The 14,119-nt window shown below is 37.5% G+C and carries 13 protein-coding genes; all 13 read left to right on the top strand.

Features of this window, described 5'->3' with window-relative positions; translation table 11 throughout:
* Positions 1 to 321: 321 nt before the first annotated feature.
* The 13 genes from DFR78_RS04910 to mptA all read left to right on the top strand — a co-directional run bounded on the left by DFR78_RS04910 (position 322) and on the right by mptA (position 14,119).
* On the top strand, positions 322 to 1,305 hold the full coding sequence (locus tag DFR78_RS04910; protein WP_158531712.1) for a beta-ribofuranosylaminobenzene 5'-phosphate synthase family protein: 984 nt from the start codon (positions 322 to 324) through the stop codon (positions 1,303 to 1,305).
* Positions 1,306 to 1,593: 288 nt separating this feature from the next.
* Positions 1,594 to 3,081: a DUF2193 domain-containing protein gene (locus DFR78_RS04905; protein WP_114457720.1), complete on the top strand. Its 1,488-nt coding sequence runs from the start codon at positions 1,594 to 1,596 to the stop codon at positions 3,079 to 3,081.
* Between the two features lie 101 nt (positions 3,082 to 3,182).
* Complete coding sequence (locus tag DFR78_RS04900) at positions 3,183 to 4,043, top strand: NAD(P)-dependent methylenetetrahydromethanopterin dehydrogenase (protein ID WP_114457719.1); 861 nt, start codon at positions 3,183 to 3,185, stop codon at positions 4,041 to 4,043.
* On the top strand, positions 4,044 to 5,258 hold the full coding sequence (locus DFR78_RS04895; protein WP_114457718.1) for an ATP-grasp domain-containing protein: 1,215 nt from the start codon (positions 4,044 to 4,046) through the stop codon (positions 5,256 to 5,258).
* 2 nt (positions 5,259 to 5,260) lie between these two features.
* Entirely contained in the window at positions 5,261 to 5,614 is a 354-nt protein-coding gene (locus DFR78_RS04890) for a molybdopterin dinucleotide binding domain-containing protein (protein WP_114457717.1), read from the top strand.
* Entirely contained in the window at positions 5,611 to 6,897 is a 1,287-nt protein-coding gene (locus DFR78_RS04885; RefSeq protein WP_114457716.1) for a formylmethanofuran dehydrogenase subunit B, read from the top strand. Before DFR78_RS04890 ends, DFR78_RS04885 begins: the two co-directional genes overlap by 4 nt.
* A complete protein-coding gene (locus tag DFR78_RS04880) occupies positions 6,890 to 8,560 on the top strand; it encodes a formylmethanofuran dehydrogenase subunit A (protein ID WP_114457787.1) in 1,671 nt (556 codons plus the stop codon). The genes DFR78_RS04885 and DFR78_RS04880 overlap by 8 nt, the downstream gene beginning before the upstream one ends.
* Entirely contained in the window at positions 8,551 to 9,453 is a 903-nt protein-coding gene (fhcD, locus tag DFR78_RS04875; protein ID WP_114457715.1) for a formylmethanofuran--tetrahydromethanopterin N-formyltransferase, read from the top strand. The genes DFR78_RS04880 and fhcD overlap by 10 nt, the downstream gene beginning before the upstream one ends.
* Entirely contained in the window at positions 9,446 to 10,300 is an 855-nt protein-coding gene (locus DFR78_RS04870; protein ID WP_114457714.1) for a formylmethanofuran dehydrogenase subunit C, read from the top strand. The genes fhcD and DFR78_RS04870 overlap by 8 nt, the downstream gene beginning before the upstream one ends.
* The gene (gene mch / locus DFR78_RS04865) at positions 10,285 to 11,250 is read left to right on the top strand and encodes a methenyltetrahydromethanopterin cyclohydrolase (protein WP_114457713.1); all 966 of its coding nucleotides are present in this window, start codon (positions 10,285 to 10,287) and stop codon (positions 11,248 to 11,250) included. Before DFR78_RS04870 ends, mch begins: the two co-directional genes overlap by 16 nt.
* 1 nt (position 11,251) lies before the next feature.
* Positions 11,252 to 12,115, top strand: a complete 864-nt coding sequence (locus DFR78_RS04860) for a RimK family alpha-L-glutamate ligase (protein WP_114457712.1) — start codon at positions 11,252 to 11,254, stop codon at positions 12,113 to 12,115.
* Positions 12,116 to 12,148: 33 nt separating this feature from the next.
* Complete coding sequence (locus tag DFR78_RS04855; protein WP_114457711.1) at positions 12,149 to 13,081, top strand: triphosphoribosyl-dephospho-CoA synthase; 933 nt, start codon at positions 12,149 to 12,151, stop codon at positions 13,079 to 13,081.
* Between the two features lie 36 nt (positions 13,082 to 13,117).
* Entirely contained in the window at positions 13,118 to 14,119 is a 1,002-nt protein-coding gene (mptA, locus tag DFR78_RS04850) for a GTP cyclohydrolase MptA (protein ID WP_114457710.1), read from the top strand.

The raw sequence follows: 14,119 nt of genomic DNA, 5'->3' as shown, positions 1-14,119 counted from the left end.
TGGACTTTCCCCATTTTTTATATACTGCTGCAAAAAGGGGAGATGCAGGAATATTGAAATTTTTAGTCAATGAATCTTAACGAAATGAAGGAAGAAATAGGGTTGAACTACAGGATGGAGTGAGCTAATCATGAGTCAGGAGGACTCATTGATTAGTGTGCCCTATTTCACACCCGAATTGAGTTTTAGATAAATCTAAAAATTTCGTTGATGACTAAAGCCCCCTTTTTGCAGCTTGAAAATAAATTTTGGGGAAACTCCTGTTAAAAAACTATTGACAATTATACGCTATACTATTAAATTATTCTGAGAGGTGATATATTGATAAAGATAAAAAGTCCGGCCAGAATACATTTCGGGCAGATCGATTTAGATGGAAGTAGAGGCAGAATTTATGGAGGAGCAGGGATAGGAGTAGAAAATCCTGCCTGTATTATGAAATTCAAAAAATCTGATAACATTTCTGTTACAGGAAAATATTCAGAAAAAACTGCAGAAATTCTGGAAAAATTTATAAAAAAGCTCCACAGTAAAAATATGCTGGGCCAGAATCAGGGTGCTGTGGTAGAGATAGAAGAAATTCTGCCATTTCATCAGGGACTTGGTTCCGGAACTCAGATTGGACTTACCATTGGGGAAGGTCTGAACAATCTCTACCAGCTGAATTTAAAACCTGAACAGGTAGCTGCATATGTAGACAGAAAGCACAGCAGATCGGGAATAGGTTTTGGAGTATTTTATACCGGTGGATTTATTGTAGATGGTGGACGTCCTGTGGCTGAAAAAGAAAATGACAGTTATCTACCACCTGTTATTTTCCAAAAAAAAGTGCCCGAAAAATGGAGGTTAGTTATTGTTTTTCCACAGGTAGATAAAACAGGCCTTTCTGGAAGAAAAGAAATTAAAACTTTCAGAAATTTAAAATCTATGTCAAGAGATACTGCTGCAGAAAATGCTCATCATATTCTCCTGGGTATGCTTCCTGCACTGGTGGAAAAAGATATTAAAAGTTTCGGCAGAGCTTTAACACAGCTGGAAATAAATGTGGGAGATTATTTTAAACAGGTACAGGGAGGGAGGTACAGTACAAAAATATCTGCAGAAATAGTAAAATTTATGCTTCAAAATGGGTCATATGGAGCAGGGCAGAGCTCCTGGGGTCCCTCGCTTTACGGAATTTGTGCAGATAAAAAAACAGCAGAAATGTTAAAAATCAGTTTGCTGAATAAATTTAAAGGTGATGTTACAGATATAATCACCACAAAAGCAGCCGCTGAGGGGGTAAAAATTGAAAAGTGCGTTTAATTTTTAAACATTGTTTAATTTTTAAGCGTATTATATCTGAAAATTCAAACTTGGAAAACATTTTATGCCATTTATCTGTACTGAAAGTGCTGACAGATAGGGAAAGATAAAATAATTCTTCAGATATAAATTAATGGAACGATATATGCATATTAATATATAATGGATATAGTAAATCTAAAAATTATCAATATAGAAAGGGGGGGAAATCTGGAGAGTTGTTAATACTGAGTAGGGATAAGCAGGTGTAGTTGTAATTGACAATAATCTCATGAAGGGGGATATTTTATGGTAGACAAAGCTAAAATTGCTAAGAAAATGATTGATGAGGCTGTTGCAGCTCAATTTGCAGATGTTGGTGTTTTTAAAGAAAAAAGAGGTAAGAAATTTAAAATTACCGATGCGAAGCCTTATGTTGATGCTGTTAAAAAAATGAAGCCAATTGAAGGACAGTCAAAAGAGGTTTTTGATCTTCACATTGAGTCTGTTAAAGCCCATTATGAAATACTGAAAGACTTAACAGATACTGTTCGTCCTGAGGATGATCCATTTGTTGAGCACTATCAGACACCTCCAATTCTTGAAATTTTATATGAAGATGATCCGGATTTCCGCAAAGCAGCAGAGAAGTTTATCGAGCAGATTAAAAAAGAAGAAGCTCTTATCGCCCGTGAAGCAATGCGCAGATATGGTGGAATGTATGGGCCTACCTGTGTTGTTGACTTTGCCTTTAGTCCTGGATCAGTAAGTAATGTAGTAAATGAAATTCTCAAAAATACTGATATTGATGGAGATTACAAAAAGACACTGCTGGCAGCCAAATCCTGGGGTATGAATACCTCTTATGGTATTGGTGGAGCCTGGACAGAAGCTGTAGAAAGTGGTAAAACTGCAGCAGAAGCTGCTGATAAAGAAGTTAAAACTATGCAGATGCTCTATGATAAGCCGATAGATGCACAGGTTAAGTTGATGGAAGATGAAGGTATGACTTCATTTGATGCAAAAGAGTATATGAAACGCTACAAAGAATGGATGAAGCCTTATGTACTTGCAGCTAAAAAAGCAGGAGTTCATCCCGCAAATATAGTTGTAGTACCTGCATACTGTGTTGGAGATATTGCCCACCACATTGCACAGTCAACCTACAATATGCTTAAAGATGATGTAACAATGGAAATTGTAGAAGTTGTTTCCAATGTAATGAAAAACACACTGGAAAAAGGTCTGGAAAAAGGCTATGACAGCCTCTATGATGTTCTAAGTGTTGCTACAGGTTCAACAGCAGCAGCAGTTTCTTCAATGCTTTGGGACGAAGGATTTACTGCTCCAATGGTTATTGATCTTTTAACAAAGAGATTCCACAACTATGTTAACTTAAATCCAGGTAGAGGTCAGGCTGTAGAGCTGCACAATGTTGACTTTATGGATATGATTCACCGTGGTGACAAGATAATAGATGATGAACCAATTGGTGCCGGGTGTAAAGTTAAAGGTATCGAAATAGACTTCAGCCCGATAGAAAACAGTGAAATACTGCAGAATACACAGCGCTATGCATATCCTGCCTGTGCAATTACAGTTAAATTCTCATCACTGATGCGTCTGGCTGACTTCCCATGTCTGCTGACAAGTGAGCCGGTTACTGCAACACTGATGACAAATATAATTGCCACAAAGCCAGAAGCAGTAGTTGCACCTGCCCGTTACTGTAAGGACTGTGCTGTATGTACTTATGTTAAAAAGCACAAACACTGCAATTGGAAGGATACAGTTTAATTCAAATTAATTTAAAAAAACGGCAGATGTAATATTAAGTATTAAGAAGACAGTGGGATTTCCCACTGTCTTCAAAAATTATACAGAGGTGATCAGCGGAAATGAAAAAACTACTTATTCAGCTTGATACAGATAAGAGGGCCAGCACTTTCGACCAGGTGGTTGCCTATGATGCAGGAGCAGATAATATAATTTCTCATGCTGATATAAAAAAAGAAGAAGTGGAAGATATAATCTATGGTGCTGTTTTTACCAGGAGTCCGAAAAAAATGAACAACACGGCTGTATTTATTGGTGGTTCTGATGTAAATAAAGGTGAAGAAATCCTTGCCGCAGTAAAAGATGTATTTTTTGCCAATTTTAGAGTTTCAGTGCTTCTTGATTCAAATGGAGCAAATACAACAGCTGCAGCAGCAGTCCTGAAAATTAAAAATTCTGTGAACTTAAAAGATAAAAAAGCTGTCGTAATAGCCGGTACAGGACCGGTAGGAGTAAGAGCAGCTATGCTGTTAGCCAGAGAAGGAGCAGAAGTAGTTATCACATCACGCAGCCGGGAAAGGGCAGAAAAGAAGGCAGAAGAAATAATGGAAAAATATGATGTTAAAAATATTTCTGGAGTTCAGGGCTCTAAAAAAGAAGAGTTTGAAAAGATAATAAGTGGTAAAGATGTAATTTTATCGGCTGGCCCACCAAAAATTAATTTTCTTACAGAAGATATGTGGAAAAAAGTAGACAGCATAAAAGTTATGGGAGATATTAATGCTGTAAGTCCGGCCGGAATAGAAGGTATAAAGCCTGGAGCAGATGGTGATATTATCGATGGAGTTAAAGTATTTGGAGCACTGGGAATAGGTGGTTTAAAAATGAAACTGCACAAAAAAGCAGTAGCTGAACTGTTTAAAAGCACTGACAGTATTTTTAATGCTGTGGAAGTATATAAACTTTACAAAGAGCTGAACTAGATGAAAGTACTTGTCAGCGGATTTTCTGGTCGAGCTCTATCGGAAACAGCAGCAAAAGCAGGTTGTGATGTTAGCTGTATTGATTTTTTTGGAGATCTGGATTTAAAAAAATTCTGCAGCAGAAGCTTCAGTATCAAAAGAAATTCAGCAGGTCAGAATTACAGTACTGAAGGACTGCTTAAGCTGATAGAAAAACATTATGATAAAGAACAGTATTTTGTTTACAGTTCTGACTGGGATAATAGGCCGGAATTATTAAATAAAGTTCTGGCAGAAAAAGAAATTAAACTGCTGGGAAATTCAGCAGAAGTTCTTAAGAAAATCAGCAGTAAAGTCAGCAGAGAAAAAGGCAGTGACATATTCAGTTATCTAAAAAAAAGAGGGTTTAACCTGCCTGAAATAATAAAGACCGGAGAAGAACTGAAGAAACAAAGCAGGATCAATCCAGATAGAAAATATCTTTTAAAACCATATTTAAGTGGTGGAGGTAAAAATATAACAGTTTATAACAATCTCAATAAAGCTCAAAAAGAAATTGATACAGAAATGTGGGGAAATTTTTATCTGCAGCAGTATATCGAAGGTAGAGTATCTTCAGCCATATTTGCAGCTGACGGCAGAAGTGCGGAAATTCTGGGAATTACAGAACAGCTTAAAGATTTAAATTTTCAGAATAGTTTTCGCTATGGAGGTAATCTATTAATCAGGAGCACTTCGGATATTATAAAGAAGCTGCAGAATATGGCAGAAAGCCTGAGCCGGGAGTATGGACTTAAAGGTATCAGTGGAATAGATTTTATACTTGCACCAGATGGAATATATTTTATAGAGTTAAATCCCCGCTTCACTGCAGCAGTTGAGCTTCTGCTGCCTATTTTTGGGAAAGAACTTTTTAATCTTTATTTCAGCAGCAGTATAGATGAAAATCTCAGAGAAAAATTTATTTTTTCCGAAATGCCGTTATATGCGAAGGTAATATATTATGCAAAATCTAATCTGACTGTAAAAAAAGAGATAACAAAACTGCTTGATTATAAAGAAATTAATATGAGCGGAAAATACGAATTTAGAGATCTGCCTCATCCAGGAGAATATATAGAAAAGACTTCTCCTGTCTGCACAGTTTTGATTCGTGCAGGAAGTAGGCAGAAATTATTTGAGCTGTGCAGAAATGCTTTTTCTTTTTTGGAAGAATTTGTTGTAGAGGAGGTGTAAATTTGGCTGATAAAAGATCATTTACTCTGATAACTGGTAGAACTATAAAACAGGGAATGGCATCTGTTTCGGGTAAAAATAATCAGAATTATGAAGACAGTACAGCTTATGTAGAATTAAATGAAAATATTTTAGAAGAATATAATTTAAGTGAAGGGAAAAAAATATTACTTTACACCGATTCCGGAGAGGTTGAGCTGAGCTGTAAAAAAGGTGATCTGCCGGAAGAAATAGTTTTTATTCCCTATGGTCCCCAGGCAAATAAATTGATCGGTACAGATACAGATGGAACTGGAATGCCCAGCTCGAAAGGAAAAAAAGTAATGATAAAAAGAAAGGAGGGGGAGGATAGTTGAATGAGGAAAGCAAAACCTATCAAAATATAATTTGTACCTTTTGTGGTGCACTATGTGATGATATTGAAATAAAGGTTAAAAATAATAAAATAGAAAATATAAAAAATGCCTGTGCTATCTCCAGAAAAAAATACGAACATGCTCAAAAAGATAGAACTGTTCCCCAGATAAAAGGTAAAGAAGTTAAATATAATAAAGCGGTTTCTGCAGCAGCAGAAATTTTAAGCAGCAGCAGGAATCCACTTATTTACGGTCTCAGCAGTACAACTGCAGAGGCACAAAAAGCTGCAGTTGAACTGGCGGAAAAATGTGGTGCCAATATAGACAGCACGTCTTCTGTCTGCCACGGCCCGGGAACACTGGCAAAACAGCTTGTAGGGATGGTATCTGCTACATTAGGTGAGGTAAAAAACAGATCAGATATGATGATTTTTTGGGGGGCAAATCCAGTGGAAGCTCATCCTAATCATGCCAAAAGATATTCGATATTATCACAGGGTATGTATCGTAAGAATAGAAAGGATAGGGAAATAATTGTTTTTGATGTCCGAAAAACTCCCACTGCCAAACTGGCAGATCATTTTTTTCAGGTAAAACCAAATTCTGATTTCGAGATTTTGATGGCTCTGCAGATGCTAGTAAGCGGCAGAACACCGACTTCAGAAGACGGCAGAATAGGTGGTATAGAGCTGGTAAAGCTGAAAGATCTGGCTGAGAAAATGAAAAAGGTAAAATATGGGTCTGTTTTTTATGGAATGGGTTTAACTATGAGTAGAGGAAAATATATGAATACCTGGGCTGCGATGAGCCTGGTCAGAAATCTTAATGATTATGGAAGATTTGTAATGATACCTATGCGGGGACATGGAAATGTTGCCGGCAGTGAAATTACAATGGCCTGGCAGACAGGTTATCCGTTTGCTGTTAATTTCAGCAGAAATTATCCCCGCTATAATCCAGGAGAATTTTCGGCAGTTGATTTGCTGGCCCGCAGAGAAGTAGATGCAGCTTTTATTATTGCTTCTGACCCTGCAGCCAGTCTGCCACATGAGGCAGCAGAATATCTAAAGAAAATACCAACCATAGTTTTGGATCCTCACTGGAATTTAACTACAGAAATAGCAGATGTAGTAATACCATCTGCTGTAAAGGGTATTGGTGCTTCCGGAACAGTTTACAGGATGGACCATGTTCCACTTCAGCTGAGAAAATTTCTCGACGACAGCTGGCCGGATGATGCTTCTGCAGTATCCAGAATAGGGGAGCTGATTGAAAATGATTAGATTAAAAAACGGAATTATCTATGATCCAAAAAATAATAAGTCTGCTGTAAAAGAAGATATATGGATTAAAAATGAAAAAATAGTTTCAAAACCTTCAGCGGAAGAGATAGAGAGTGCAAAAAATCAGGGTAGTTATCAGGAAATAGATCTTAAAGAAAAAATTGTAATGCCGGGAGGAGTAGATATTCACGCACATATTGCAGGACCTAAAATTAATACCGGTCGTGTGTTGAGGCCGGAAGATCATCGCCACGATAATGTTCCCAAAAAAGGAGGACTGCGGTCCGGTGTAGGTTCAACAGTACCAACAAGTTATGTGACAGGATACCGCTACAGCCTGATGGGATATACTACGGTTATGGAAGCAGCAGGTCCCCCCATGAAGGCCAGACATATACACGAAGAGTTCGGAGGACTTCCATTTATTGATAAGGGATTTCTTGTCCTAAGCGGCAATAATTATTTTGTACTTAAATTTATAAAAGAGAAAAACAAAAAAGCCTTAAAAGATTATCTTGCCTGGCTGATAAATGTCACAGGTGCATTTGGACTTAAAGTAGTTAATCCAGGTGGAGTGGAGGCCTGGAAAGAAGGAAAAAGGCTCAGGGGAATTGAAGAAAAAGGGACACATTTTAATCTTTCTCCAAGAGAAATACTGCTGGCACTGGCAGAAGCAAATGACGAGCTGGGACTGCCGCACCCTGTTCATATTCATACAAATGATCTAGGTTCACCTGGCAATTATAAAACTACAATTTCCACACTTGATCTGCTCAAAGATTACCGAAAACATATAACACATATCCAGTTCAGCAGTTATGGTCTTAATGAAGAAAGCAAAATTAAATTTGTCTCTGCGGCAGATCAGATAGCAGAAAAAGTAAATAATGATGATAAGTTAACTGTTGATATTGGTCAGATAGTATTTGGTGAGGTAACAACCATGACAGCTGATGGTATTTTAGAATATAATCTTCATAAGCTGACAGGCAGCAAATGGGTTAATACAGATGTAGAGATGGAAACCGGTTCAGGTATAGTGCCCATGAACTACAAAAAGAAAAATCTTATAAATGGAATACAGTGGGCAATTGGTCTGGAGCTGTTTTTAAAAATAGATGATCCCTGGAAGGTTTTTCTGACAACAGATCATCCAAATGCAGGTCCATTTACTGCCTATCCCTGGATAATAAAACTGCTGATGAGTAGAGATTATCGGCTGAAGATGATATCAGAAATGCACAATAAACTTGGAAATTATACAGATATAGCAGAACTGGAAAGAGAATACAGCCTTGATGAAATAGCTGTGATTACAAGATCTGGACCGGCCAGAGCACTAGGTCTGGCAAATAAAGGTCATATTGGTGTGGGAGCAGATGCAGATATTACAGTTTACAGCAGGCTGGAAAGCAAAGATAAAATAGCAGAAGTATTTGCTCATCCTGAAATTGTAATTAAATCAGGGAAAATAATTGTTGAAGATGGAAAGCTGGTAGAAAAATTGAGAGAAGGAAAAACACTTGTCGCCAGACCGGATTATGATAAAAATATAAGTGAAATAATCGGTGAAGATTTCAAAAATTACTACAGTATTTCGATTGAAAACTATCCGGTTTCAGACAGCTATTTTAATAATCTGGAGGTGATTCCATGCAGTTGAAAGGTGTAGAAATTGAAGATACTTTTGCAGAAGCATTTACTATGTACGGAAGCAGAGTTATTGTCACAGCAAGAAACGAAAAATGGGCTAGAACAGCTGCTAGAGAAGCAGTCGGCTTTGCAACATCTATCATAGAGTGTGGGATAGAGGCCGGGCTGGAAAAAGAACTGCTGCCTGAGGAAACATCGGATGGAAGACCCGGCTGCAGCCTGCTTTTTTTTACTATGAAAAAAGAAAGTATGTTAAATGAACTGACAAAAAGAATAGGACAGACCATCATGACTGCAGCCACCACTTCATGTTTTAACGGTCTGCATACAGACGAGAAAATCAAAGTGGGCGGTAATCTTCGCTATTTTGGTGATGGATATCAGATCTCCAAATTATACAGTGACAGAAGATTCTGGCGGATTCCAATAATGAGTGGTGAATTCTTAATAGAAGAAAGTTTTGGTATCAAAAAAGGACTTGGTGGTGGAAATTTCTTAATAATAGGGGAAGATAGTCAGGCAGCACTTGAAGCCGCCGAAAAAGCAGTGGCAGCAGTGCACAGATTAAATGATGTGATAATGCCTTTCCCTGGGGGAATAGTCAGCAGTGGCAGTAAAGTCAGTTCAAAATATAAATTTCTTAATGCATCTACCAATACACCCTACTGTCCAACCATTAAAGCACAGGTTAAAGACAGTATGCTGACCAAAAATGCAGGTTCAGTTCTGGAAATAGTTATAGATGGTTTAAGTACACAAGCTGTATCAGACGCAATGGCAGTTGGCATAAAAAATGCCTGTATACCAGGGATAATAAAAATAACTGCAGGAAACTATGGTGGAGATCTCGGCACAGAAAATATTTACCTGCACGAAATACTGAGGGGTGATCTTGATGAGTAAATTAAAGCTGATTTTAAAAAAGGATAATCCATCTTTAATTCAGCCAGAAGGTAAAACAGCAGGTAAACTGCCGGTAGAAGCAGAAAATATATCTCCTGATATAACTGCAGAAAAGACTATTTCCGAAATAGCTGAGCTGACTCTGCTGGCAGGAAGAAAAAAGTATAAGCTTAAAGATTTTTTCAAAATAGAAGGAGAGCCCTCTCAGAACATATTTATAGACGGAGAGCTGGATAATTTTAAATATATAGGAGCAGGTATGACAACCGGTGAAATTTTTATTAATGGCAGTACTGGTATGCATACAGGCTCAGAAATGAGTGGAGGTAAAATAGAGGTCAATGGAGACACCGGTGATTGGCTGGGAGCAGAAATGCAGGGTGGATATATTAAGGTAAATGGGAATACAGGTAATTATGTAGGTTCAGCCTTTAGGGGAGATAAGCTAGGCATGAACAGAGGGGTAATTTATATTAAGGGCAGTGCTGGCAGTTTTCTCGGCAGCAGAATGAGGAGAGGAGAGATAATTGTCAGCGGCAGCTGTGGAGATATGGCCGGAGCTCAAATGGTGGCAGGTTCTATCTATCTTTTTGGTAAAGCAGGTAAAAGAACAGGTGCTGCTATGAAGCGTGGAACAATTATTTCTGCCCATCAGCTGGAAATGCTGCCCACTTTTAATTATAATATCAGCTATTATCCAGAATTTTTAAAAATTGCCTTTGCCCACCTCAAAAATGAGTTTAAGATAGATATTCCCCAAAATATGTTTTCCGGTTATTATCATAGATATACAGGTGATAATACAGAAATAGGGAAGGGAGAGATCCTTATATGGAAAGAAGGTTAACTCTCAATAAAAATGCAGTTATGCTGGTTAAAAAAATGATTAAAAATAAAGAAGATCTAAATATTGATGTTCAACAGATGGAAAATGGTGTTATGATTATAGATGGAGGTGTTAAAACTAAAGGAGGTTACAGAGCGGGTAAATATTTTATAGAAATTTGTCTCGGAGGAATGGGGAAAGCAAGTTTTGGCAGCTTTGATCTACAGAGCTATCAGCTTCCGTCTGTGGAAGTACGGGTTGATCATCCACTGGAAGCATGTATGCTTTCTCAGTATGCAGGCTGGAAAGTAGAAAGTGGAGATTTTTTTGCTATGGCTTCCGGTCCAGGCAGGATACTGCTAAAAGAAGAAGAGTTATATGAAGAATTCAGTGAATATCATGAAAACGAAAGGGTACCGGCAGTTATTGTTCTGGAATCTTCCGAGCTGCCAGATTTAGAAGCAGCAGACTATATAGCAGATAAACTGTCAACTCCCTGTGATGATGTCTATATACTTACTGCACCAGCAGAATCACTGACAGGTTCAATACAGATAAGCGGCAGGATAGTAGAGACCGGACTGCATAAAATGCATGAACTCAACTTTGATCTCCGTAAAATAGAAAGCGGCTGGGGGAGCTGTCCTATTTCTCCAGTGGCAGCAGATAACCTGACAGCTATTGGAAGAACCAATGATGCAGTGCTGTATGGGGGTACAGCATATTACACAGTATTTTGTGAAGATGAGGAAATAGAAGATCTGATAGATAAAATCCCATCAAATTCATCTAAAGATTATGGAGAAAGTTTTTTAAAACTTTTTAAAAAATATAATAATTTTTATGATATCGATCCGATGCTCTTTAGTCCAGCAAGAGTTATTATAACAAACAGGAAGACAGGCAGCAGTTTTTCTGCCGGCAGTATAAATTATGAAATATTGAAAAAATCTTTTTTTGGAGGGCAGTAAATTGCAGGCAGTAATACTGGCATCTTATGACGGCTGGCATGTAAAGGAGATTTCTAGAGCACTTAAAAAGAAAAATATTGAAGCAAGGAGGATCCCTATTTCAAAACTGGGAGCAGGAATCGGGACTGATTTTGATGTAAAAAGTGAAGATTTTGTTCTGGACAGTGCCGATTATATTTTTGTTAGGGTTATACCTAATGGGAGTTTAGAACAGATTATACTCAGAATGGATATACTTAATAGGATGGCAGCTAGAGAGAAAAAGATTATTAACAATCCTTCTGTGATTGAAAAAACAGTTGATAAATATTATACACAGTTTTTACTTGCAGATGAAGGAATTCCAACCCCAGAAACATTTGTCAGTGAAGATTTTACTGAGGCAATGGAGTTTTACTACAGATGGCAGGATATCATTTTAAAACCATTATTCGGTTCTTTAGGTAAGGGGATAGTAAGAATAACAGACGAGGATACTGCCTATAGAGTATTTAGGGCCTGGGAGATGAACAATTATGTTTTTTATCTGCAGAAATATATTCCTCATAAAAAAAGTGATATCAGGGTTTTTGTCTGTAATGGACAGCTGATTGCTGCTTCCGAAAGGTGTGGCAGCAGCTGGAAAACTAATGTTGCTAGAGGTGCCAGCAGTAAAAAAATAGATCTGCCAGGTCATATTGTAGATATGGCTGTACATGCAGCCGATATATTAAAACTAAAATATGCAGGAATTGATATTGTTCTTGAAGAAGGAGATTATAAGAGGCCTTATTTAATTGAAGTAAACAGTATCCCTGGCTGGCATGGTCTGCAGCAGGTAACAGATTTTAATATAGCAGACAAAATTATTGATATGCTTGTCTAAATTTATAATAAAATTTTTTTGGAAAGGGAAATAATGGATTTAGAAAGGAGAATAATGGATTTAAAAGATAGCAAAATTTCTCATGCTTTTGAGATTGCCTGCCTGATAGAAGTTTCTTCACCAAAACCAGGAAATATTTATCCAGGCAGATCTTTTTCTGATCTTCACTACAGGGATTTTCTTATTAGTGCTGCTGCGGCATCTGATGCCTTTAACTGTTCTGATCTCAAAAACCCAGGTCGGGGAATTCTGAAAGCTGTAGAAAACACCCATCTTTATGTAGACAGCAATACAAATCTGGGTATAATACTTCTCTGTGTTCCAGTTGCTGCAGCATTCTGTCAGCTTGGAGAAAATAATAAACTGGATAATATAAAAAAAAATGATATTATTTTACTGTTGAAAGAAGAAATCAAATCAGTACTGAACAGTCTGACAAAAGCAGATGCAGAGGCGGCCTATCAGGCGATTAATCTTTCCAGAGCCGGCAATCTGTCTAAAGTAAAAGAAGCAGATATAAGAGAAGAAGTGAATATAACTCTGCTGGAGGCAATGAGGCTGGCCGAAAAAAGAGATAAAATAGCAGCTGAATATGCAGGCGGATTTGCATTAACTCTGGACTTTACTTATCCCCGATTAAAAAACAATTTACTCTACTTTGATGATATAGAATCTGCTGTAGTGCAGACCTATCTTGAAGTGCTCAGCAGATACAGAGATAGTTTAATATTTCGCAAGTACGGCAGCAAAACAGCAGACTTAGTTTCACAAAAAGCTCTAAAAATAATTGACCGGGGTGGACTTAAAACTAAAACTGGCCAAAAAATGACAGAAGAATTTGATGGTTTTTTAAGGAGCAGAGAAGAAAAAGTTAATCCTGGAACAACAGCTGATCTTATTACAGCTGCACTTTTTTTGAGCATTTTAATTGGAGGACCTAAATTTGTAAAAAGCTGGACCAGATAATTAGAACTGGAGTGATAATTGAGGAGGCTGATAATTATGGAAGATTTTAAACGTGATGTGCAAAAAGAAAAACCCCGTTTTGTCGTAGGACTTAACAGAGTGGGAGTAACTAATATCCAAAAAATAATTAGAATAAAAAATAAAGATAGTGATAATCTCTTTTATTCCACCTTTGATATTTATGTAGATTTGCTGCCTGAGCAGAAAGGTGCCCATATGTCGCGTTTTGATGAAACAATTACTCAAATAATAGATGAGACTATAAGAAAAAAATCGATGGTTATAGAAGATTTTGCAACTTATATGGCTGAAATGGCCAGAGAAAGACAGCATGCAAATAAGGCCGAAGTCAGAATAAAGGCAAAATATCCGGTTGATGAAACAGCACCTGTATCAGGTAAAAAAACGCAGAAAATCAATACAATTATTGGCTGGGCGGTCAGCAGTAAAGAAGGGAGCAGGCACCTTGTTGGTGTGGAAACAAATGGGATGACAGTCTGCCCCTGTGCACAGCAGATGATAAAAGAGTTTGCAGAAAAAAAATTAAAAGAAGAAGGTTTTACCAGTAAAGAACTGGAAAAAGTTTTTAAATATCTTCCCCTACCCTCACACAATCAGCGGGGACAAGGTACACTAATGATTGGTACAGACAGAAGTATTGATGCCGAAAAACTTGTCAAAATAGTAGAAAATTCGATGAGCAGCAGGGTGCTGGATCTCTTAAAAAGGGTTGATGAGCTGGAAATAGTAAAAAACGCTCACCTTAAGCCGAGATTTGTAGAAGATGTGGTCAGAGAGATGGTTTCAGGAACTATCAGCAAATTTAAATGGCTTGATGATGAAGACTATCTGCTGGCAAAACAGATAAATTATGAGGGAATACACAGCTATGAAGTTTGTGCGGAAAGAAGAGGAAAAATTGGAGAAATTAGAAATGAACTAAAACAGAGAAATGATGAATTTCGTAAAAACAATCATTATATTATCTGTCAGAATACTGCTCCAGAAGAGTGGCTTGAAGAATGTGGGGGATGTTAA

The sequence above is a fragment of the Halanaerobium sp. MA284_MarDTE_T2 genome (genome assembly GCF_003337245.1).
Classification (GTDB): Bacteria; Bacillota; Halanaerobiia; order Halanaerobiales; family Halanaerobiaceae; genus QPJE01.
This window is presented reverse-complemented; position numbering and strand designations above follow the sequence as displayed.

Bases quoted from the DNA above. Each gene is read 5' to 3' on its own strand.
- DFR78_RS04870 (WP_114457714.1), top strand. From the start codon at position 9,446: ATGAGTAAATTAAAGCTGATTTTAAAAAAGGATAATCCATCTTTAATT.
- DFR78_RS04855 (WP_114457711.1), top strand. From the start codon at position 12,149: ATGGATTTAGAAAGGAGAATAATGGATTTAAAAGATAGCAAAATTTCT.
- DFR78_RS04900 (WP_114457719.1), top strand. From the start codon at position 3,183: ATGAAAAAACTACTTATTCAGCTTGATACAGATAAGAGGGCCAGCACT.
- mch (WP_114457713.1), top strand. From the start codon at position 10,285: ATGGAAAGAAGGTTAACTCTCAATAAAAATGCAGTTATGCTGGTTAAA.
- mptA (WP_114457710.1), top strand. From the start codon at position 13,118: ATGGAAGATTTTAAACGTGATGTGCAAAAAGAAAAACCCCGTTTTGTC.
- DFR78_RS04880 (WP_114457787.1), top strand. From the start codon at position 6,890: ATGATTAGATTAAAAAACGGAATTATCTATGATCCAAAAAATAATAAG.
- DFR78_RS04895 (WP_114457718.1), top strand. From the start codon at position 4,044: ATGAAAGTACTTGTCAGCGGATTTTCTGGTCGAGCTCTATCGGAAACA.
- fhcD (WP_114457715.1), top strand. From the start codon at position 8,551: ATGCAGTTGAAAGGTGTAGAAATTGAAGATACTTTTGCAGAAGCATTT.
- DFR78_RS04905 (WP_114457720.1), top strand. From the start codon at position 1,594: ATGGTAGACAAAGCTAAAATTGCTAAGAAAATGATTGATGAGGCTGTT.